Annotated in this window: 19 protein-coding genes; 6 read left to right on the top strand and 13 right to left on the bottom strand. The window is 68.1% G+C overall.

Features of this window, described 5'->3' with window-relative positions; translation table 11 throughout:
* Window positions 1–108: 108 nt before the first annotated feature.
* Both panE and AC3WMR_RS21325 read right to left on the bottom strand, forming a co-directional pair.
* A complete protein-coding gene (gene panE, locus AC3WMR_RS21330; RefSeq protein ID WP_492264832.1) occupies window positions 109–1,035 on the bottom strand; it encodes a 2-dehydropantoate 2-reductase in 927 nt (308 codons plus the stop codon).
* Between the two features lie 182 nt (window positions 1,036–1,217).
* A complete protein-coding gene (locus AC3WMR_RS21325) occupies window positions 1,218–2,132 on the bottom strand; it encodes a VTT domain-containing protein (RefSeq protein ID WP_492264831.1) in 915 nt (304 codons plus the stop codon).
* A gap of 416 nt (window positions 2,133–2,548) precedes the next feature.
* Here AC3WMR_RS21325 and AC3WMR_RS21320 point away from each other — a divergent pair, with 416 nt between their 5' ends.
* The 5 genes from AC3WMR_RS21320 to AC3WMR_RS21300 are packed head-to-tail and all read left to right on the top strand — an operon-like array spanning window position 2,549 to window position 8,475.
* On the top strand, window positions 2,549–3,583 hold the full coding sequence (locus AC3WMR_RS21320) for a BMP family protein (RefSeq protein ID WP_025141122.1): 1,035 nt from the start codon (window positions 2,549–2,551) through the stop codon (window positions 3,581–3,583).
* Window positions 3,580–5,109: an ABC transporter ATP-binding protein gene (locus AC3WMR_RS21315; RefSeq protein WP_492264830.1), complete on the top strand. Its 1,530-nt coding sequence runs from the start codon at window positions 3,580–3,582 to the stop codon at window positions 5,107–5,109. Before AC3WMR_RS21320 ends, AC3WMR_RS21315 begins: the two co-directional genes overlap by 4 nt.
* Before the next feature lie 34 nt (window positions 5,110–5,143).
* Window positions 5,144–6,217 (top strand): ABC transporter permease, encoded by a 1,074-nt coding sequence (locus AC3WMR_RS21310; RefSeq protein ID WP_492264829.1) that lies wholly within the window; start codon window positions 5,144–5,146, stop codon window positions 6,215–6,217.
* A gap of 10 nt (window positions 6,218–6,227) precedes the next feature.
* A complete protein-coding gene (locus tag AC3WMR_RS21305) occupies window positions 6,228–7,178 on the top strand; it encodes an ABC transporter permease (RefSeq protein WP_492264828.1) in 951 nt (316 codons plus the stop codon).
* A 16-nt stretch (window positions 7,179–7,194) separates the two neighbouring features.
* Window positions 7,195–8,475, top strand: a complete 1,281-nt coding sequence (locus tag AC3WMR_RS21300) for an amidohydrolase family protein (protein ID WP_492264827.1) — start codon at window positions 7,195–7,197, stop codon at window positions 8,473–8,475.
* A gap of 22 nt (window positions 8,476–8,497) precedes the next feature.
* On the opposite strand, the gene AC3WMR_RS21295 is transcribed toward AC3WMR_RS21300, so the two are convergent.
* Genes AC3WMR_RS21295 through AC3WMR_RS21255 form a run of 9 tightly spaced genes read right to left on the bottom strand, consistent with a single transcriptional unit; the run spans window position 8,498 to window position 16,729 of the window.
* Window positions 8,498–8,884: a RidA family protein gene (locus AC3WMR_RS21295; protein WP_492264826.1), complete on the bottom strand. Its 387-nt coding sequence runs from the start codon at window positions 8,882–8,884 to the stop codon at window positions 8,498–8,500.
* Window positions 8,881–10,044, bottom strand: a complete 1,164-nt coding sequence (locus AC3WMR_RS21290; protein WP_492264825.1) for an NAD(P)/FAD-dependent oxidoreductase — start codon at window positions 10,042–10,044, stop codon at window positions 8,881–8,883. The genes AC3WMR_RS21295 and AC3WMR_RS21290 overlap by 4 nt, the downstream gene beginning before the upstream one ends.
* Before the next feature lie 10 nt (window positions 10,045–10,054).
* A complete protein-coding gene (locus tag AC3WMR_RS21285; RefSeq protein WP_492264824.1) occupies window positions 10,055–11,497 on the bottom strand; it encodes an FAD/NAD(P)-dependent oxidoreductase in 1,443 nt (480 codons plus the stop codon).
* On the bottom strand, window positions 11,494–11,802 hold the full coding sequence (locus AC3WMR_RS21280; protein ID WP_025141130.1) for a (2Fe-2S)-binding protein: 309 nt from the start codon (window positions 11,800–11,802) through the stop codon (window positions 11,494–11,496). Before AC3WMR_RS21280 ends, AC3WMR_RS21285 begins: the two co-directional genes overlap by 4 nt.
* Window positions 11,786–12,943, bottom strand: a complete 1,158-nt coding sequence (locus tag AC3WMR_RS21275) for an NAD(P)/FAD-dependent oxidoreductase (RefSeq protein WP_492264823.1) — start codon at window positions 12,941–12,943, stop codon at window positions 11,786–11,788. The genes AC3WMR_RS21280 and AC3WMR_RS21275 overlap by 17 nt, the downstream gene beginning before the upstream one ends.
* Window positions 12,943–13,743: an ABC transporter permease gene (locus AC3WMR_RS21270; protein WP_492264822.1), complete on the bottom strand. Its 801-nt coding sequence runs from the start codon at window positions 13,741–13,743 to the stop codon at window positions 12,943–12,945. The genes AC3WMR_RS21275 and AC3WMR_RS21270 overlap by 1 nt, the downstream gene beginning before the upstream one ends.
* Window position 13,744: 1 nt before the next feature.
* Window positions 13,745–14,611, bottom strand: a complete 867-nt coding sequence (locus AC3WMR_RS21265; protein ID WP_492264821.1) for an ABC transporter permease — start codon at window positions 14,609–14,611, stop codon at window positions 13,745–13,747.
* A complete protein-coding gene (locus tag AC3WMR_RS21260) occupies window positions 14,608–15,660 on the bottom strand; it encodes an ABC transporter ATP-binding protein (RefSeq protein ID WP_492264820.1) in 1,053 nt (350 codons plus the stop codon). Before AC3WMR_RS21260 ends, AC3WMR_RS21265 begins: the two co-directional genes overlap by 4 nt.
* 37 nt (window positions 15,661–15,697) lie before the next feature.
* Window positions 15,698–16,729: an ABC transporter substrate-binding protein gene (locus tag AC3WMR_RS21255; RefSeq protein WP_175192269.1), complete on the bottom strand. Its 1,032-nt coding sequence runs from the start codon at window positions 16,727–16,729 to the stop codon at window positions 15,698–15,700.
* Window positions 16,730–16,961: 232 nt separating this feature from the next.
* Here AC3WMR_RS21255 and AC3WMR_RS21250 point away from each other — a divergent pair, with 232 nt between their 5' ends.
* Window positions 16,962–17,759, top strand: coding sequence for a GntR family transcriptional regulator (locus AC3WMR_RS21250; protein WP_025141136.1), 798 nt, complete (start codon window positions 16,962–16,964; stop codon window positions 17,757–17,759).
* A gap of 7 nt (window positions 17,760–17,766) precedes the next feature.
* Here AC3WMR_RS21250 and AC3WMR_RS21245 read toward each other — a convergent pair whose 3' ends face one another.
* Together AC3WMR_RS21245 and AC3WMR_RS21240 are read right to left on the bottom strand one after the other, a co-directional pair.
* Window positions 17,767–19,467 (bottom strand): hydantoinase B/oxoprolinase family protein, encoded by a 1,701-nt coding sequence (locus AC3WMR_RS21245; protein ID WP_492264819.1) that lies wholly within the window; start codon window positions 19,465–19,467, stop codon window positions 17,767–17,769.
* On the bottom strand, window positions 19,460–21,523 hold the full coding sequence (locus AC3WMR_RS21240) for a hydantoinase/oxoprolinase family protein (RefSeq protein ID WP_492264818.1): 2,064 nt from the start codon (window positions 21,521–21,523) through the stop codon (window positions 19,460–19,462). Before AC3WMR_RS21240 ends, AC3WMR_RS21245 begins: the two co-directional genes overlap by 8 nt.
* Window positions 21,524–21,547: the final 24 nt, after the last annotated feature.

Genomic DNA, 21,547 nt, shown 5'->3' with positions numbered 1-21,547 from the left:
AGGTTGGACAAAGCCATACTATTCGGCCAGATCGGTTCCAGGAACTCACGGAGACGGAAGAGTTTTTTGCATTCCGTGCACCAATGAGCCCCTGGCGGCCCGGCCGTATCAGGTCGCGGCGCGCTGCGCCTGATACACCTGCAGATGCGCGTAGGCCGTGCGCAGCGTGGTGGCGTCCACGCCCAGCGTCTGCGCGCGGCGCACCATATCGCCGACGATGTGGTCGGCCTCGACCGGCAGGCCCTGGCGCAGGTCGCGGAACATCGACGCGGTCATGGGTTGGGTCGGATCGGTCAGGATCTTGAGCGCGGCGGCATCGGCATCGGGCCGCACCGCGTGGCCGCTGGCGGCCGCGACCGACTGCGATTCGCGCAGCAGGCCGCGCACGATGTCGGCGCCGTCATTGGTGGACACGATCTGGCCGACCGTGCCGCGCATCAGGCAGGTGGCGGCGGCCAGGGTGGTCAGGAAGACGTATTTTTCCCAGATGTCCTGGTGGATGTCTTCGCTGAGACGGCTGACGTATTCGCCGCCGTCCAGCGCGTCGGCCAGGGCCGTGCAACGGGCGCTGCGGGCCGGGCCCGCGCGTTCGCCGAAGACGATGCTGGCGTGCTTGCCCAGGTGGATGACCTGGCCTTCGGCGCCCAGCGTGGCGTTGATCTGGCACAGGCCGCCCAGCACCCGGTGGGGCTCGAATTCGCGGTCCAGCACGTCGTACTGCAGCACGCCGTTCATGATGGGCAGCACGGCGGTGTCCGGCCCCACGGCGGGGCGGATGGCGTCGATGGCGCTTTGCAGGTCGTAGGCCTTGCAGCTGAGCACCACCACGTCGTAGAAGCCTTGCAGCGTGTCGGCGGTGGCCAATTGGGGTTGCAGCGTGGCGTCGCCGAACGGGCTCTGGATGCGCAGCCCCTGTTCGCGCAGCCGCGCCGCGCGGGCCTCGCGCACCACGAAGGTCACGTCCGCGCCCGCCTGGGCGGCGCGTCCGCCGAAATAACCACCGGTGCCGCCGGCACCCAAGAACAACAACCGCATGCCTGTCTCCTGTGCCCGTCGGAAGCGCGGGCCGATAACGAAATTATGCGCCCGGGCGGCATCGGCCGCAGGGCCGGCCGAGCTGGCCGCCCACGGCCCGGACAGCCGGGCGGCGGGTCAGGCGGGTGTCAGGTGAAATGACCGTGGCGCGGCCCCGGCCGGACCCGAAGGCCCTGGGCCGGTCAGGCAGGGTGGACGTGCCGAGCCCAGGCCTCGTAGCCGCCGCGCAGGGCCCAGGTATTGGGATAGCCGGCGGCCCGCAGACGCGCGGCCAGCATGGCCGCCGAGACCTCGTTGGGGCAGGCGCAATAGACCACGATGTCGGCGGCCTGCGCATCGGCCGCCAACGCTGGCAAAGGCGCGCGAAGGTCGACGGCGATGGCGCCGGGGATGCGGTCGGCCTCTTGCTGCGCCTCGGGCCGAACGTCGAACACCAGCGTGTTGCGGCCGTCCTGGCGCCACTGCATCAGTTCGTCGACCGACAGCCGCGGAATCACGCGCAGGTTGCGCTTGAGCACCCAGCGGCGCAGGCCGCGCGCCGTGATGTACAGCGCCAGCACCGCCGCCAGGATGGCCAGCCCCATCGGGCCGTAGGTGCCCAGCACGTCCAGCACATCGTTGACGACGCTGTGGAACAGGCCGCCCAACAACAGGGCAGAGCCCGCCCAGATCAGGGCGCCGACCAGGTCGTAGGCCAGAAAGCGCCGGTAGGGCGTATTGGTCAGCCCCGCCATGACGGTGGACAGCGCCCCCGCGCCGGGCAGGAACTTGCACACCAGCAGGGCGCGCACGCCGATGCGCAAGTACAGCCGCTGAGTCTGGCGGATGCAGGAATCCTGCGACAGCGACAGCTTGCAGACCACGCCCAGCAGCCGCGAGCCATAACGCCGCCCGGCCACGTACCAGAGCGTGTCAGCCAACAGGCAGGCGACGGTGGCGGCCAGCCAGGGCGTCAGCCAGCCGCCCGCGCCGGCCAGGGCGCCCGCGGCGATCAGCATGGGATAGGCGGGCACGGGCAACCCGGCCTGCTCGACCAGCACGTTGGCGAACACGAGCCACCCGCCGTACTGCTCGAGCAGCAATTGAATATCTTGCATGGTGTTTTCCGGCTTGCCGCGCCCAACGCGGCTCTTTGCTGGAATTTTAGGCTTCTGCCCAGCCCGCGGACGCTCAAGCGGACCGCAACAGGCTGTTCCAGCGCGAAAGTGTCCACGCCCCGCGACGGTGCGCACCATCTTGGTGCCACCTTTCCCCGCCAGGGTGCCTATAATCCCGCCCGGCCATCAGGATTCCCCCGACTTGCCGCGGGAATGCCCCATGGCATACAACTTGCTTCGCCAGGACTGGCTGCGAACCCGCCCATTCGGATGGGGCGCGCTGCCCCGGCAGCCCCTCTTCCGATGACCGATCCCACGCCTTCGTTTCCGCCCGCCCACGCGTGCCGCGCCGCGACGCCCGGACATCGCCGCCTTTCTCCCCATTCCCTTTCCATCCCCGCGAAGGAGCCTTCCGCATGAAATCCTTTTCCCTCCCGGCTGCAGGCGGCATTGCCCGCCGCGGCCTGCTCAAGCTGGCCGCGGCAGCCGCCGCTGGCGCGCTGCTGTTCTCGGGCGCTGCCCAGGCGCAAGCGCCCGCCAAGCTCAAAGTGGCCGCCATCTACACGGTGCCGGTCGAGCAGCAATGGGTGTCGCGCATCCACAAGGCGCTGACCGCCGCGCGCGACCGCGGTGAAATCGACTACACCTTCTCGGAAAACGTCACCAACGCCGACTACGAACGCGTCATGCGCCAGTACGCCGAGCAGGGCAACAAGCTGGTGGTGGGCGAAGCCTTCGCCGTGGAAGCCGCCGCCCGCAAGGTGGCCAAGGACTATCCGCAGACCGCCTTCCTGATGGGCTCTTCGGGCAAGCCGCAGCAGCCCAACTTCTCGGTGTTCGACAACTACATCCAGGAACCGGCCTACCTGACCGGCATGATCGCCGCCGGCATGAGCAAGACCGGCAAGATCGGCCTGGTGGGCGGCTACCCCATTCCTGAAGTGAACCGCCTGATGCAGGCGTTCATCGAGGGCGCCAAGGAAGTGAACCCCAAGACCGAATTCACCGTGACCTTCATCGGCTCGTGGTTCGATCCCCCCAAGGCCAAGGAAGCCGCCTTCGCCATGATCGACAAGGGTGCGGACGTGCTGTACGCCGAACGCTTCGGCGTGTCGGACGCCGCCAAGGAACGCGGCAAGCTGGCCATCGGCAACGTCATCGACACCCAGCCGCAGTACCCGGAAACCGTGGTGGCCTCGGCGCTGTGGAGCATGGAGCCCACCATCGACGAAGCGCTCAAGCAGGTCAAGGGCGGCACGTTCAAGGCGGCGGATTTCGGCCAGTACTCGCTGATGAAGTACAAGGGTTCGTCGCTGGCGCCGCTGGGCACCTTCGAAAGCAAGATCCCCGCCGACCTGATCGCCAAGGTGCAGGCCAAGCAGAAGGCCATCCTGGACGGCAGCTTCACGGTGCAGGTCGTCGACAAAGAACCCAAGTCCTCGGCACGATGAACCAAGCGCCTCTCGCCCTGCGTCTTGCGGGGATCACCAAACGCTTCGGCAGCCTGACGGCCAACGATGATGTCTCGCTGACCCTCGCGCAGGGCGAGGTGCTGGCCTTGCTGGGCGAGAACGGCGCCGGCAAATCGACCCTGGTGTCGATTCTGTTCGGCCACTATGTGGCCGACGCCGGCAGTATCGAAGTCTTCGGCCAGCCCTTGCCCCCCGGCCGGCCCGACGCCGCGCTGGCGGCGGGCGTGGGCATGGTGCACCAGCACTTCACGCTGGCCGACAACCTGACCGTGCTGGACAACATCATGGTCGGCACCGAATCGCTGTGGAAGCTGGCGTCCGGCCGTGGCCAGGCGCGCCGCCGCCTGGTCGAGCTGGGCCAGCGCTTCGGCCTGGGCGTGGACCCGGATGCGCGCGTCGGCGGCCTGTCGGTCGGCGAAAAGCAACGCGTCGAAATCCTGAAGGCCCTGTACCGCGGCGCCAAGGTGCTGATCCTGGACGAGCCCACCGCGGTGCTGACGCCCCAGGAAGTGCAGGACCTGTTCGCGACCCTGCGCGGCTTCGTGGACGAGGGCCTGGCCGTCATCTTCATCTCGCACAAGCTGGACGAGGTGATGGCCGTGTCGCGCCGCGTCGCGGTGCTGCGCCAGGGCAAGCTGGTGGCCGAACGCGACACCGCCGCCACCACGCCGGCCGAATTGGCCGAGCTGATGGTGGGCCGCAAGGTCGCCATGCCGCATGCCGAAGCGATGGCGGCGGCCGGCCAGGCCGCACCGGTGGTGACGCTGTCGCAGGTCACCGTGCGCGACAGCCGCGACGGCGCGCCGCGCCTGGACAGCCTGGACCTGGTCGTGCACAAGCACGAGATCGTGGCCATTGCCGGCGTGGCCGGCAACGGCCAGCAGGCGCTGGTGTCGGTGCTGACCGGCCTGCGCCTGCCGTCGGACGGCACCATTCGCCTGGGCCCCGAGCATGCGGCCGCGCCCACCACGCCGGCTGGCTGGACGGCGGCACAAGTCGGCCGCATTCCCGAAGACCGCCACGGCGAAGGCGTCATCGGCGACAGCCCGCTATGGGAAAACGCCATTGTCGAAGACCTGAAGGACCCCCGCTTCGCCCGCTACGGCGTGGTGCGCGCCAGCGCCGGCCGCGCCTACGCGGCGGCCCTAGCCAAGCAGTTCGACGTGCGCGCGGCCTCGCTGGACGTGCGCACCCGCAGCCTCTCGGGCGGCAACATGCAGAAGCTGATCCTGGGCCGCACGCTGGCGCGCGAACCGCGCCTGATCGTTGCCGACCAGCCCACCTGGGGCCTGGATATCGGCGCCGTGGCCTACGTGCGCGAGCAGCTGCTCGCCGCGCGCCGTCGCGGCGCGGGCATCCTGCTGGTGTCCGAAGACCTGGAAGAAATCTTCGCCCTGGCCGACCGCATCGCGGTGCTGTGCGGCGGCAAACTGGTCGCGGTCAAGCCCGTCGGCCAATGGACGCCTGCCACCGTCGGCCTGGCCATGACGGGCACGCGCGCGTGACGCGCCGCGCCCTTACTCATTGAGCATTTCTAGAATGAAACTGACCCTGGAACGCCGCCCCGAGCCCAGCCGCGCCGCGCTGGCCCTGGCGCCTATCGCGGCCATCCTCTTCACCCTGGCGGTCTGCGCGCTGCTGGTGGCCTGGGCGGGCGCCCCCGTCGGCCGCACCTATGCGCTGCTGTTCGAAGGCGCGTTCGGCTCGCGCTTCGCGCTGTCCGAAACCCTGACCCGCGCCACGCCGCTGATGCTGACCGGCCTGGCCTGTGCCGTGGCGTTTCGTGCACGCTTCTACAACATCGGCGCCGAAGGCCAGCTGTACCTGGGCGCGCTGGCGGCCGTGGCCGTGGGCGGCATGCATGACGGCACGGGCTTTGACCTGCCCTTGCCGGTGCTGTTCTCCGGCATGATGCTGGCCGCGGCGCTGGCCGGCGCCTTGCTGCTGCTGATTCCCGCCTTGCTCAAGACCCGCCTGGGCGTGGACGAAGTGGTGACCACGCTGCTGGGCAACTTCATCGTGCTGCTGTTCGTATCGATGATGCTGGACGGCCCCATGAAAGACCCGATGGCCATGGGCTGGCCGCAGTCGGTGGCGCTGAACCCCGACCTGGAACTGGGCAAGCTGATCGAACGCACCCGCGCCCATACCGGCCTGCTGTGGGCCGCCGGCCTGGCGCTGGGCCTGTGGCTGCTGAACCGCTACACGGTGTTCGGCTTCCAGATGCGCGCGGTCGGCGCCAATGCGCACGCCTCGCGCTTCCTGGGGCTGCCGGTCAGCCGCGTCATGCTGGGCACCGCCATGCTGTCCGGCGCGCTGGCAGGGCTGGCTGGCGCCATCGAAGTGGCCGGCCGCACCGGCTATGTCACCCTGGACATGTCGCCGGGCTATGGCTACACCGGCGTGGTGGTGGCCATGCTGGCCGGACTGCATCCGCTGGGCGTGATCCTGGCCAGCATCTTCGTGGCCGGCATGCTGGTCGGCGCCGACAGCATGAGCCGCGCCATCGCCGTGCCGAACTACATCGCCGACGTCATCGTCGCCACTTCGTTGCTCGCCATGCTGGTCGCGACGCTATTCGCGCAGTACCGCCTGCGCCGCCACCGGGCTTGAGGAGCACGCCATGGAATGGATGGACCTGTTGAGTTCCGCGGCCTTCTGGGTCGCCGTGTTGCGGCTGGCGACGCCGCTGATCCTGGGCACGCTGGGCGTGCTGCTGTGCGAACGCGCCGGCGTGCTGAACCTGGGCATCGAAGGCATCATGGCCGCCGGCGCCTTCACCGGCTGGCTGGTGGTGTACCTGGGCGCGCCGCTGTACGTGGGCGTGCTGGCGGCCGCGTTTGCGGGCGCCGTGTTCGGCCTGCTGCACGCGGTACTGACAGTGCCGCTGGGCCTGTCCCAGCACGTCTCCGGCCTGGGCGTCACCTTGCTGGCGACCAGCCTGAGCTACTTCGCCTATCGCGTCACGTTCCCCAGCGTGAACACCCCGCCCACCATCACGCCTTTCGCGGAAATGAAGTTCCTGAATGGCATTCCGCTGATCGGCCCGGTACTGGCCGGCCAGACGCCGATGACGCTGCTGGCGTTGGCCGCGGTACCGCTCCTGGCCTGGGTGCTGAACCGCACGCCGGTCGGCCTGGCTATCCGCATGGTGGGTGAAAACCCCGCCGCCGCCGAAGGCCAGGGCCTGTCGGTCACGCGGCTGCGCATGGGCGCCATCGTGGCCGGCTCGGCGCTGATGGGCGTGGCCGGCAGCTTCCTGACGCTGGCGGCGTTCAATGCCTTCTTCTTCAATATGGTCAACGGCCGCGGCTGGGTCTGCGTGGCGCTGGTGGTGTTCGCCTCGTGGCGGCCCGGCAAAGCGCTGCTGGGCGCGCTGATCTTCGCGTTCTTCGATGCGCTGCAGCTGCGCCTGCAGCAGGGCGGGGCGGCCTTGCCGGGCCTGCCCGAACTGCCGTATCAGGTGTACCTGATGCTGCCCTATATCCTGTCCATCCTGGCCCTGGTGGTGATGGCGCGCCGCGCCGCCTACCCGCAGGCCCTGATGAAGCCCTACCGCAAGGGCGAACGGTAATCCACAAGGTGTGACTATGCTCGATCTCATCATCAAGAACTGCACGCTGCCCGACGGCCGCCAGAACATCGACATTGGCGTGGCCCAGGGCCGCATCGCCGCGCTCGAACCGGCGCTCAAGGCCCAGGCAGCCCAGACGATAGACGCCGCCGGCCAGCTGGTCGCGCCCCCGTTCGTCGATGCGCACTTTCACATGGACTCCACCCTGTCGTTCGGCCTGCCGCGCGTCAACCAGTCGGGCACGTTGCTCGAAGGCATCGCGCTGTGGGGCGAGCTCAAGCCGCTGCTGACGCAGGAAGCGCTGGTCGAACGCGCGCTGGCCTACTGCGACTGGGCCGTGGCCCGCGGCCTCCTGGCGATTCGTTCGCACGTGGACGTCTGCGACCCGCGCCTGCTGGCCGTGGAAGCGCTGCTGCACGTGCGCGAAAAGGTCAAACCCTACCTCGACCTGCAACTGGTGGCCTTCCCGCAGGACGGCGTGCTGCGCGCGCCCGGCGCGCTGGACAACCTGAAGCGGGCGCTGGACATGGGCGTGGACGTGGTGGGCGGCATTCCCCACTTCGAACGCACCATGCAGGACGGCGCGGAATCCGTGCGCATCCTGTGCGAGCTGGCCGCCGAACGCGGCCTGCGCGTGGACATGCACTGCGACGAAAGCGATGACCCGCTATCGCGTCACATCGAAACGCTGGCGTATCACACGCAACGCCTGGGCCTGCAGGGCCGCGTGACGGGTTCGCACCTGACGTCCATGCACTCGATGGACAACTACTACGTGTCCAAGCTGATCCCGCTGATGCGCGAAGCCGGCGTGTCGGCGATCGCCAACCCGCTGATCAACATCACGCTGCAAGGCCGCCACGACACCTATCCCAAGCGCCGCGGCATGACGCGTGTACCCGAGCTGCTGGCCGCCGGCGTGCCGGTGGCCTTCGGCCACGACTGCGTGATGGACCCGTGGTACAGCCTGGGTTCGGGCGACATGCTGGAAGTGGCGCACATGGGCCTGCACGTGGCCCAGATGACCGGCCAGGACGCCATGCGCGCCTGTTTCCAGGCCGTGACGGCCACGCCGGCCGCCATCCTGGGCCTGGACGACACAGGCCTGGCCGTGGGCAAGCGCGCCGACCTGGTGCTGCTGCAAGCGCGCGACCCAGTCGAAGCGCTGCGCCTGCGCGCCACGCGCCTGATGGTGCTGCGCGCCGGCAACGTCATCGCAACCACGCCGCCGGCCACCGCCACGCTGAACCTGCCCGGCCGTCCGGCCCAGGTCAGCTTCCAGACGCCGGCCCGCTGAGCCGGCTGCGGGCCGCCCCGGATCAAGCTTCCGACGCCGGCCCGCCAACGTATCCCGGCCGCTTGGCGGCCGTGACGATGATCTCGACCAGCAGGTCGGGCGAGGCCAGCTTGGCTTCGCAGGTGGCGCGGGTGGGCAAGGCGTTGGCCGGCGCCCACTCGGCCCACACGGCGTTCATGCCGGCGAAATCACGGTCGATGTCCTTCAGCCAGATCTGCACCGACAGCAGCCGCGTCTTGTCGGTGTCGGCCTTGGCCAGGTAGCCGTCGATCTTGGCCAGCGCGTCGCGCGTCTGTTCGGTAATGCCGCCGGCCGCCGACGAGGTGACGCCGGCAACGTACACCGTGTCGCCGTGGATCACGATGCGGCTCAGGCGCTGATTGGAGTCCTTGCGCACGATATCAGTCATGGATGCTGCTCCTTGGGGAATGAGGCCGGCGCCTGCTCGGCGCTGGCGAAACGATCGATGGCGAAGGGCGCGATTGGAAGATCGGTCGCCCCGGTAGTGATCAGGTCGGCCATGATACGGCCCACGATGGGGCCCAGCTCGAAGCCGTGTGCCGAAAAGCCGAACGCATGGAAAGCGCTCTCGTGACGCTGGCTGCGGCCGATGACGGGAATTTCATCGGGCATGGCGGCTTCGATGCCGGCCCAGCCGCGATTCACCACCGCGCCGCGCATGTGCGGAAACAGGTCGCACACGGTGCGCGCGCCTTCGGCAAGCGAGCGGAAATCCAGCTCGGTCCATTCCGCGTCGCGGTCGACCCAGGCGCGACGGCCGCCGCCGATCAGCACCGTGCCGTTGGCCCGCTGCTTGAACGACAGCGGACGGCCGGTACCCAGCACCACCGCATCCAGGAAGTGATCCATGCGCAGCGTCACCAGCATCATGGGGCTGATGGCGACGAGCGGCACCGCTTCGCCCCAGTCGGCTGCCACGCGGTCGGCCCAGGCGCCCGCGCAATTGAGGATCTGCGGCGCGGTGTAGACCCCAGCGTCCGTCTCGACGCGCCATTGGCCGGCTTCGCGTGCGGTGCGCTGCACCCGTACCCCTTCCTGGAAACGCGCACCCAGGCTGGCGGCCTTGCGGCGAAAGGCCAGCGTGGTGCGGTAGGGGTCGGCAGCCGCGTCCTCGCGTGCGATCAGGCCGCCGTGCACGGTAGGCGCCAGCGCCGGAATCATCGCCAGCAGATCCTCACGGGATATCCACTGCTCGTGGGTATAGCCGTGCGACTGCATCGTGGCCAGCCGCTCGCGCAGCGTGGACGCATCAGCCTCGTTTTCGGCCACGCGCACCTGGCCGTGCTGTTCGAAGCCGCAGTCGTCGTCGACCAGCTCGCCGATGCGGTACCAGAGGTCGCGCGAGGCCAGCGCCAGCGGCACCTCGGCCAGATGCCGCGCCAGCGTGCGCACGCCGCCCGCGTTGACGCCGGACGCATGGCGGCCGACGTAGTTCTTTTCAATCACCAGCGCCGGCACGCCCGCACGGGCCAGGTGCAGGGCAGCCGAACTGCCGTGCAGGCCGCCGCCGATGATGATGACCGCGGCCGACCGGGAAGCGTCCGTCATGTCGGCCCTCCTATTTTTTCAGGCGCACCACTGCCTGGCGGGAATCATCGGTCTGCGGCAGCGACGCCAGCTCGCCCAGGGTCAGCGGCTTGGTCGGGAAGCGCAGCCGGTAGTAGCCCACTTCTTCTACCGGCACGCCGCGTTCCTCGGCGATGATCTCCGACACGGTCAGGCCGCAGAACCGCCCTTGGCACGGACCCATGCCGCAGCGCAGGAAGGCCTTCATCTGATTCGGACCGCTGCAGCCCAGCTTGACGGTGTCGCGCACCTGCGCCGCGGTGACTTCCTCGCAGCGGCAGACGATGGTGTCTCCGGTGGGGCGGCGCAGGGCTTCGGGCGCCTTGTACAGCGCATCGAAGAATTCGCGGCCGCGCACAGCGCGCGCCAAGGCGGCGCGGGGCGCGGCGGCCTCGTTGTCGCGGCGGGCGGCGTCGATGCGGCCCAGCAGATGCGCCGCTTGCAATGCGGCCAGCCGGCCACGCTGTTCGGCCGCCAGCGCACCGGCAATGCCGGCGCCGTCGCCCGCCATGCCCACGCCATCCACCGACGTCAGGCCCCAGTCGTCCACGTCGGGCTCCCAACAGTCCAGCGCACCGTTCCAGCGGTGCTCGATGCCTATGGCGCGCGACAGGTTGACGTTGGGCACCACGCCCTGGTGCAGCATCAGCTGCTGCGCCGGCAACGTCTTGGTCACACCGCCCACGGTGTAGCGCACGCTTTCCAGCTTGCCGTCGCCCAGCGCTTGCAGCGCCGTCACGCCCTTGATGATGGGCACGGCGGCTTTCACGGCGCGCAGCAGCGACAGGCCCTTGCCCAGGTAGGGCGACCGCAGAAAGCCCCACACCTTGGGCAGCGCCTGGCGCAAGCGTCCCGGCGGCGTGGTTTCGAGCAGGGCGTCGATCTTCACCCCTGCATTCAGGTATTGCCAGGCCACCAGGTACAGCAAGGGGCCGCTGCCGGCCAACACCGTGCGGTCGCTGGGCACCATGCCGGCGGACTTCAGCAGGATCTGCGCCGCGCCCGCCGTGATGACGCCGGGCAGCGTCCAACCCGGAATCGGGAAGGGCCGTTCCTGCGCGCCCGTGGCCAGCAGCAACCGGCGCGCATGCAGGATGCGTGCTTCGCCCGCCACCGAATAGGCCACCTCGAATCCCTGTTCGGGCTGCGGCGCGGTGCGTTCGGCCACGGCCCACACGGTGGCACCCGGCACGTAACGCGCGCCGGATTGCTTGAACGGTTCGACCAGCGAGGCGCCGTGCCAGTAGTCCGGCCCCAGGATCGCGCGGTTGGTGACCGGCGTGGTGGTGATGGCGCGGTAGATCTGCCCGCCGGGCGCGGGTTGCTCGTCCAGCAGCACCGTATCCACGCCCAGGCGTGCGGCCGCCGTCGCGGCGGCCAGGCCGGCAGGGCCGGCGCCCACCACCAGCAAATCGCATTGCGTCGTCTCGATCATGCCTGCACCTTGCGCGCGCCCAGCTGGCGCTCGATCTTCATGCCTTCGCGCACGGCCGTCATGCAGCCCTGCTGGTTCGCCTGACCATCGATGGTGACCAGGCAGTCGTAGCACACGCCCATCATGCAATAGGGTCCGCGTGGCACCTCGCCCACGGCCGTATCGCGACAGGCCTGCATGCCGCCGGCAAACAGCGCCGCGGCGACGCTGTCGCCCTGGCGGCATTGCAGGTCGGCGCCGTTGACCGTTACCCGCACCGGCGCGCCCTGCGCCTGGCGCTGAGCCTCATCAAGCCTCTTGAACATGGAACCTCCGGGTCGAGAAGGGCGCCATGTCGTCGGCCAGCGTGCCGGCGGCGATCATGGGCGCAAGTTTGAGCGCGTGCGCGGCGGCCAGTGTCACGCCGCTATGACAGGTGGCCACGAAGGCCCCGGGACACGTTTCGGATTGCTGGTAGATCGGAAAGCCGTCTTGCGACATCACCCGCAGCGCGGCCCAGCTGCGCACCACGCGCACCTCGCGCAGCGCCGGCAGCGTGCGCAGTGCACGATCGGCCAGCGTACCCAGGATGGGCAGGCCCACCAGGTTGTCCACATAGCCGGCCTCTTCCTGAGAATCGCCGATCAGCCACGTGCCTTCGTCGGTCTGGCGCAAGGTCGACAGCGGCGTTTCCAGCAGGCGGCGGGTGCGTTCCAGCACCACGATCTGGCCGCGTTGCGGGCGCACCGGCACGGCCAGGCCCACCTGTTCGCCCAGCGCCTTGTTGGACAGCCCGCCGGCCAGCACCACCTTGCGCGCGCGCACGGTGCCGGTGGGCGTGACAATCTCGAACACACCCTCGCGCTGGCGGATCTGCTGCGCCGGACAGCGCGGCAGGTAATCCACAACCCGCTGTGCAAAACTCATGTGCAGCGCGCGCAGCAGCTTGAGCGGATTGGCGATGCCGTCGACCGGCGTCCAGGTCGCGCCGCGCACGTCCGGGCCGATGCCCGGCACCAGGTCGGCCACCTCGGCGCGGTCCAGCATCTTCCAGTCATATTGCGCCATGCCGGGCTGGGCCAGCAGCGTCTTCATGAAGGTGGCGCGCGCGTCCATCTCTTCGTCGCTCAACAGCACATGCAGACCGCCGCGCTGTTCCAGGTGCACGTCCACGCCGGTTTCTTCCTGCAGCAGCGCCGCCAACTGCGGCCAGGCCGTGGCCGACGTCATGGTCCAGACGCCGTAACGCGGCAGGCCCATGCCCTTGCTCTGCACCCACACCAGGCCGAAGTTGCCGCGCGACGCGCGGTATGCGACATCGCCCTCGTCCAGCACGGCGACGTGATCCAGTTCGCGCCGCAGCCCGTAGGCCACGGCCGAACCGACCAGCCCGCCACCGATCACCGCGGCATCGTAGATCCCCCGGTGCGTCGGCGCGCGCGGCGCCCGTTCTTTCTCGTCCGTCATTAGCGTCCCTTTCCAACAAACAGCTTTTCCAGGCCGACCAGGCGGTCCAGGATGAAGATGGCGATGATCGTTACGTAGATCAGCACGGCGGACACCGCCGTCACCAGCGGATCGATGGTGTCTTCGATGTGCAGGAAGATGCGCACCGGCAGCGTGGTGGTCGACGGCGATGCAATGAAGATCGACATGGTCAACTCATCAAAACTGGTGATGAAGGCAATCACCCAGCCGCTCACCACGCCTGGCAGCAACAGCGGCAGCACCACGCGCCGGAAGGCCGTCCAGTTCGAGGCGCCCAGCGATTGCGCGGCGCGCTCCAGCGCAGGGTCGATGCCGGTGGCCGACGCCAGCACCAGCCGCAGGGCATAGGGCATGACCAGGATCACGTGCGCCACGACCAGCCCCACATACGTGCCGGCCAGGTTCACGGTGGTGAAGAACTTCAGGAAGGCCAGGCCCAGCACCACGTGAGGAATCATCAGCGGCGACAGGAAGAACGCCACCAGCGCCTCGCGGCCGCGAAAGCGGTTGCGCGCCAGCGCCAGTGCGCTGGGCACGGCCAGCGCAATCGCCACGGTGGCCGACAAGGTGCCCAGGCCCAGGCTGAACCAGAACGCCTCGACAAAGCGCGGATTGTCCAGAATGGCGCGGAACCACCGCAGCGACAGGCCGCCGCTGGGCAGCGAGATGAAGCCTTCGGACGTGAAGGCCACCGCGCACACCATCACGATGGGTGCCAGGATGAAAAGTATGAAGACGGTGTGGAACAGCAGGCCGATCGGACCATTGCGGAAGTTCATGTCAGGCCCCCGATTGGTTGAAGACCGCGCCATAGCGACGCTCGATGATCCGGTTGGCCGACAGCAGCACCACCACGGTCGCCACCAGCAGCACCACCGCCAGGGCCGCGCCCAACGGCCAGTTCAGCGTGTTCAGGAACTCGTCGTATGCCGCGGTGGCCACGTTCTTCAGTCGGCGTCCGCCGATGATGGCCGGCGTGGCGAACGAGCTGGCCGCCATGGCGAACACCATGATCGCGCCCGACAGAATGCCCGGCATGACCTGCGGCACGATCACGCGCCGGATCACGGTGAACTGGCTGGCCCCCAGCGACAGCGCCGCGGCTTCGGTGGACGGATTGATCCGCTGCAACGAGGCCCACACCGAGATCACCATGAACGGCACCAGCACGTGGGTCAGCGCAATGCCCACCCCCAGGTTGCTGTACATCAGGTCAATCGGCGTGGACACCAGGCCGATGCCCATCAAGGCCTTGTTGATGAGACCCGTGGACCCGAACAGCAAGGCCCAGCCCAGCGTGCGCACTACCACCGAAATCAGCAGCGGCCCCAGCACCACCATCAGGAAAAGCCCCTTCCACGGATTGGCCATGCGCGACAGCACATAGGCTTCGGCCGTGCCCAGCACCAGGCAGGCCACGGTGACCAGCGCCGCCACGCCAAAGGTGCGGGCGTAGATCTCGTAGTAATAGCCGTCGCCCAGGATTTCCAGATAGTTCTTCCAGGTGAACGTGGCCTGCATGCCGCCGTAGAACTGGAAGTCGAAGAAGCTGATCAGAAACACCAGCGCCATCGGCACCACCAGGAAGGTGGCGTACACCGCCAGCGCCGGCGCGCTCAGCAGCCAGGGGTTGGCGCGGGCGCTCATGGCGTGGGCTTCCCGGCCACAAGACACATGTCCTGCGCGCGCCAGCGCAGGTGCACCGGCTGGCCTTCAGCCGGCACCGGCACGCCGTCGTTCTGGCGGATCACCATCACTTCGCCCACCGACGTTTCCACCTGGCAGAGCCAATGGTTGCCCTGGAACACGCGCGTCTTCATGCGGCCGGGCAGGGCACAGGCGCCCGCGTCGGCAAACAGGATCTTCTCGGGCCGCACGATCACCGCGCCCTGCGGCACCGGCTGGCCGTCCATGGGAATGTGGGCTTCGCCGATGCGTGCGCGCGTCTCGCCGTCGAACTGCTGGGCGGTCGGCGTGAACACGTTGGCCTTGCCCAGGAAGCCGCCCACGAAATGGCTGGCCGGCCCTTCGTAGGCCTCGAACGGATCGGCCACCTGTTCGACCCGCCCCTGGTTCATCACCACGATGCGGTCCGACAGCGCCAGCGCTTCGGACTGGTCGTGCGTGACCAGGATGGTGGTGGTGCCCACCGTGCGCTGGATGCTGCGCAATTCCAGCTGCATTTCCTCGCGCAGCTTGGCATCCAGGTTGGACAGCGGCTCGTCCAGCAACAGCACGCTGGGCCGGATCACCAGTGCGCGGGCCAGCGCCACGCGCTGCTGCTGCCCGCCCGACATGCGCGCCGGATGGCGGTCAGCCAAATGCGACAGGCCCACCAGCTTGAGCGCATCGGCCACGCGGGCCTGGCGCTCGTCCTTCTTCACCCGCTGCATCTCCAGGCCGAACGACACGTTCTCGGCGGCGGTCATGTGCGGGAACAGGGCGTAGTTCTGGAACACCATGCCCAGCCCGCGCTTGTTGGCCGGCATCTTGCTGACGTCTTTGCCGTCCAGCACGATGCTGCCCCCGCTGGGTTCGACAAAGCCCGCGATCATCTGCAGAGTGGTGGTCTTGCCGCAGCCGGACGGGCCCAACAGGGAAATGAACTCGCCGCGCTTGACGGACAGGCTCAGGTCCTCGACGGCCGTCAGGTCGCCGTAGCGCTTGGAAAGGCGGTTCAGTACGAGATAGCTCATGAATGCTCCTGCGGGCGGCGCATGCGCCGCCGTTGCCTCAACGCTCGATTTCCCGCGTCCAGCGCTTGTTCCAGTCGTCCCGATTCTGATTGACGGTGTCCCAGTCGATCACGATCAGGTCGGCGGCGCGCTTGCCGATCGGCAGCGGCACGCGCGGATCATCGGCGACCTTGGCCTGCTTGTTGACCGGGCCGTAGCCGTAAGCGGTGGCGAGTTTTTCCTGCACCGCCGGGCTGACCAGGTAGTTCACGAAGGCCTGGGCCAACGGATTGGCGTTGGCCTTGGCGACCGGGCACACCGACGACAGCAGTGCATAGGCGCCTTCCTGGGGATACACAAAGCCCACCGGGAAGCCGGTGTCGGCAAAGGCCTTGACGCGGCCGCTGCCCCAGACCGCGATGGTGGCCTGGCCGCTGGAGAACAGTTCAGTCATCTTGCCCGGCGACGGCTCGTACACCAGCACGTTGGGGCCGACCTCGTCCTTGAAGGTCTTGAAGCCGGCGTCGATCTTCTTTTCGCCTCCGCCGCCTTCGCGGGCGTACTCCACCAGCGCGTGCAGGCCGTAGGTATTGTTCAGCGGCGGCACCACCAGCTGCTTCTTGTACTTGGGGTCCTTCAGGTCTTTCCAGGACGTGGGCGCGGCCCATTTGCGTTCGTCGAAGACCTTCTTGTTGTACATGATGCCGGTGGCGACGATGCCGATGGCCACGGCCTTGTCGTCCTTGTAGCGCGCGGTGCCATAGATATCGTCGGCGGGCAGGCCCTGGATCGGGGCGCAGAAGCCCAGCGCGATCGCCTGGTACATGGGGCCGTCATCGATGATCGCGACGTCGATCTGCTGGTTGCTTTTCTGGGCCTGCAGACGCGCCACCGTGTTGGTGGAATTGCCGGCGACGTAGTCGAGTTCAACGCCGTGCTGCTTGGCGAAGGGCGGGAAGATGTCTTGCCGCATGATGTCTTCGAACGAGCCGCCGTAGCCGGCGACCACCAGTTTCTGCTGCGCCTGCGCATTGGCGCCCACGCCGGCGGCCATCGTCGCCGCCGCGAGCACTGCAAGTACCTTGCCCATGAAAACCCCCGTGTATTGGAAGAGAACTGCAAGAACTGCCTGATGCCGCTAGATCGGGAAAGGACGCGCCGCTGCAAAAAAAGAACCGCCCCGCTTGCCCCGCGAACCCATGTCGGCCGTACAATTTGTCCGTACATGAATGTCCGGACAAATAATGGATCGGACGAGACAACGTTGTCAATCGGTTATTGTCCGTACAAACCCCGATAGAACGAGCCACAAAGGAGCCCCCATGACCCGATCTTCCGAACGCGTGGCCGCGCCGAATGGCGCGCGCGAAGCGCGCGGCCGGGCAGAGGCCCCGGACGCTGACGCCGGCGGCCCGCGCTACAAAAGCATCTACCAGCAGCTGGCGCGTGACATCGGCGCGGGCCGCTATCCGGTCATGACGCTGCTGCCCACCGAACACGAGCTGTGCGACCAGTTCGGCGCCAGCCGCCACACCATTCGCGAAGCCATCCGCATGCTGACCGTGGCGGGCATGGTGTCGCGCCGGCCCGGCGTGGGTACGCGCGTGGAAACCGCCAGCGCCAGCACCCGCTTCACGCAGCGCATTTCGCAGTTCCCCGACCTGCTGCAGTACGCACGCAATGCCGCGCTGCTGGTGCAGGACGTGCGCACCATCAAGCTGACACGGCGCCTGGCCGAAACGCTGGGGTGCGAAGCCGGCCAGTCGTGGCTGCACATCAATTCGATCAAGACGCTGGGCGACCAGGACACGCCCGTGGCCTGCACGCTGATCTACGCCGACCCCGCGCATTCCGACCTGCGTGCCGACATCCAGCCGCGCATCTCGTTGCTGCGCCTGATCGAAGACCACTTCGGCAACCGCATCCACGAGGTCAACCAGGAGTTCTCGGCCACGCCGATTGCAGCCAGCATCGCGAGGCAACTGCAGGTCGAGCCGAAGACGGCGGGCTTTGTCATCACCCGCCGCTACTACGGCAGCGGCGGGGTCTTGCTGCTGGCCACCATCACCACGTTCCCGCACGACAAGATGAAGTACTCGATGTCGCTGAACGTGGCGTAGCGCAGGGCTAAACGCCGTAATCCGACCTTGCGGCCGCGGCGCTGATCTTGCCGTCGGCCAGGTCGCGTTCGATGCGGGCACGGCTGCGCTGGGCCGGCGCCCCATAGCCGCCCGCCCCCGGCGTTTCGATGCGCACGCTGTCGCCCGGCGCCAACGCGATGTTGGCGGTCTTGGAAAACAGCTCTTCCTCGCTGGGCGTGCCGAAATTGCGGATGAGCCGAGCCCGGCGCCCATCGCCACCGCCGTCCACGCCCGCAGCCACGCCCACCGTATGGCTGTCCGAGCGCGCCGAGAACACGATGCCCGGCCCCACCGCGCGGATCTGCTTGGCGATGCCCATGCCGCCGCGCGTGCGGCCCGCGCCACCCGAGTCCTGGATCATCGCGTACTCGTCCATCAGCAACGGGTATTCGTTTTCCAGCGCTTCCACGGGCAGGTTCGACGTGTTGGTCATATGCACGTGCACCGCATCCATGCCGTCGGCATCGAAGCGCGCACCCGCGCCGCCGCCCAGCGTTTCCAGGTATACGAAATGGCCCGCGCGTTCGCGCCAACGGCCCGAGAACACGATGGCGGGGCAGCAATCGTTGCTGGATGCCATGGTCTTTTCTGCCGGCAGCAGGCCACGGAATGCGCCGAAGATGGCGCCCGCCACTTTCTGCGCGGTGATCGAACGCGCGCCCACCGCCGCGGGATGTTCGGGGTTGGTGATCGTGCCGACCGGCGCCGACACGCTGATGGGATCAAACAGGCCGGCGTTGGGCGCCAGGTCAGGGTCCAGCAGCGCCTTCACGGCGTAGTACACGCAGGCCCGCAGGGCGTTGAACGGCAGGTTCATCGCGCCGCGCGCCTGCTTGCCCGAGCCTTCGAAATCGAAGTGCAGTCCGTCGCGGCTGACGGTCAGCGTCACCTGGATCGGCACGGGGTCGCCGCCCATGCCGTCATCGTCCAGGTCGCTGCGGAAGGTGTAGCTGCCCAGCGCCAGTTCCTGGATGCGGTTGAGCAGACGGCGACGTGTATAGGTAATGACGTCGTCGACCGAACGCAGCACGGCGTCCAGGCCCATCTGACGGATCAGCCCCTGCACCGCGGCCGCGCCGCGACGGTTGGTGGCCATCTGCACCCGCAAGTCCAGCACGCGCTCTTCGGGATCGCGGGTGTTGGCGCAGATCAGGCGCAGCATGTCTTCGTCGACCTCGCCGGCGCGCGCGATGCGGCAGGCGGGAATGCGGATGCCTTCTTCGAAGATCGATTTCAGGCCGCCCGCGATGGACCCCGGCACCGCGCCGCCTACGTCGGAATGGTGCGCGATGTTGGCGGCAAAGAACCGCAGCGTGCCGGCCCAGAACACCGGCGTGACGATATTGATGTCGGGCAGGTGGCTGCCGTCCGCCAGATAGGGATCGTTGCAGATGAACACGTCACCGTCGCGAATCTCGCCCTGCGGGAAGGTGCGCAGGATTGCACCCATGGCGCCATCCAGCGAGCCCAGGTGCAGCGGAATCTGCGTGCCTTGCGCCACCAGCCGGCCGGTGGCATCGAACAGCGCCACCGAGCAATCCTTGCGTTCCTTGATGTTGGTCGAGAACGACGCACGTACCAGCGTGTTGTTCATGTCTTCGGTAATGGACAACAGGCGGTTGCAGAATACCTCCATGCCGACGGGATCGGCCAGTGCCGCGCCCGATTCTTCTTTGGCTTCACGCATCGGAGCCTCCTTGCAGACGGATAATCAGGTTGCCGTAATCGTCGACCGTGACGTCCTGGCCGGCGCCCACGACAGTGGTCGAGCTCATTTCTTCCAGCAGCGCCGGGCCGGTGAAGCGCACGCCGGTGGGCACGCGGTCGCGGTCATACACCGGCGTATCCAGCCAGCCGTGGCGGGCGCCGAAATAGGCGCGGCGTTCGCCGATGCGGGCATCCTGCAACGTGCCGCCGACATGGCGCGGCGCCAAGGGCGCCTTCACGACCTGGCCCACGGCCTGCATGCGGCAGTTGATGATCTGCACCTTGCGGTCATCGACCGTGTAGCCGTATTCGCGTTCGTGCGCCTCGTTGAAGCGGCGCGCGAATTCCGCATAGCCGCCGGCGCCGGCGCCGGTGTCATCCAGGCTGACCTGCACTTCGAAGTTCTGGCCTTCGTAGCGCGCATCGATAGCGCTGCGATATAGGCGCAGCGCGGGTTCGACGCGTTCGTCATCCAGCCAGCGTTCGGCCTGGCCGCGCAGGCCCTCGAAGATGGCGGACACGCCGGCCCAAGTGGCCTCGCTGGCCAGCGAGATCTCGCTGCGCACGAAGTCGAACGAGATATCGCTCAAGAGAATGCCGCGCGCGCACATGGTGCCGGGTTCCTGCGGCACGATCACCACGGGAATGCCGCATTCCTCGGCGACTTCCACCGCATGCAGCGGGCCGGCGCCGCCATAGGCATACAGCGCAAACTGCGACAGATCGTAGCCCCGCTCGGTGGACACGGCCCGGATGGCGCGGCTCATGTTGGCCGCCGCGATCCGCAGGATGCCTTCGGCGGCCGTTTCGCGGTCCAGTCCCAGTGGCCGGGCCACGCGCGCATCGATCACCTGGCGCGCGGCTTCGGCGTGCACCGGCATGCGGCCGTTCAAGAGCGCCACCGGGTTCAGCCGCTGCAAGGCAATCTCGGCATCGGTGATGGTCGGCTCGGTGCCGCCACGCCCATAGCCGACCGGCCCGGGCACCGCGCCCGCGCTGTGCGGCCCCACTTTCAGGGCGCCCGCGTCATCCAGCCAGGCAATGCTGCCGCCGCCCGCGCCGATCACGTGGATATCCACCATCGGCGTCTTGACCGGATACCCGGCCACCTGGCGATGTGACGTGAACAAGGGCCGTCCATCGCAGATCAGCGACACGTCGGTGCTGGTGCCGCCCACGTCGAACGTCACCAGGTTCAGGCTGCCGATGGCGCGTCCCACCGCGGCGGCGCCCACCACGCCCGCGGCCGGCCCCGACAGGCAGGTGCGTACCGGATACTGGCGCACGGTGGCGATCGACATCAGCCCGCCGTTCGAATGGATGGTGTGCGGCTCGTGGGCGATATCCAGCTCGCGCACGCGTTGCAAAAAGCGCTCGAGGTAGCGCGCCATCTTCGGCCCCACCGCGGCATTGAGCACCGTGGTGGACAGGCGTTCATACTCGCGGAATTCCGGCAGCACGTCGGACGACAGGCTCACGTACGCATCGGGCATTTCCTCGGCCACGATGCGCGCGGCGGCCTGCTCGTGCGTCGGGTTACGGTAGGCGTGCAGAAAACAGATCGTCACGGCGTCGATGCCGGCCTGGGCGAACTTGCGTGCCGCGGCGCGCACCTGCTCGGTGTCCAGCGCGGTCAGCACGTCGCCCTGCGCGTTGATGCGCTCTTGCACCTCCACGCGGAACTCGCGCGGCACCGCCACCGGCGGCTTGCCGACGCTGTAGTCATACAGGTGCGGACGCGTCTGCCGGCCGATCTCCAGCACATCGCGAAAGCCCTGCGTGGTGATCAGCCCCACGCGGGCGCCCTTGCGCTCGATGATGAGATTGGTGGCCACCGTCGTGCCGTGGCCCACGTGCGACACCTGCGACGGCGACACGCCGTGGTCCGCCAGCATCTGGCCGATGCCGGTGGCAATGGCTTCTGACGGGTCCTGCGGCGTGGACGGCACTTTGTGAAAGTGCACCACGCCCCGGTCTTCGTCGATCATCGTGAAGTCGGTGAACGTGCCGCCGACGTCTATCCCTATGCGATACATGCTTGTGCTTCCCAGAAAAAAATG

The organism is Achromobacter sp. FW305-C-28 (genome assembly GCF_058783235.1).
The sequence above is the reverse complement of the archived record's forward strand: the minus strand, read 5'-3'. Positions and strand labels throughout refer to the sequence as shown.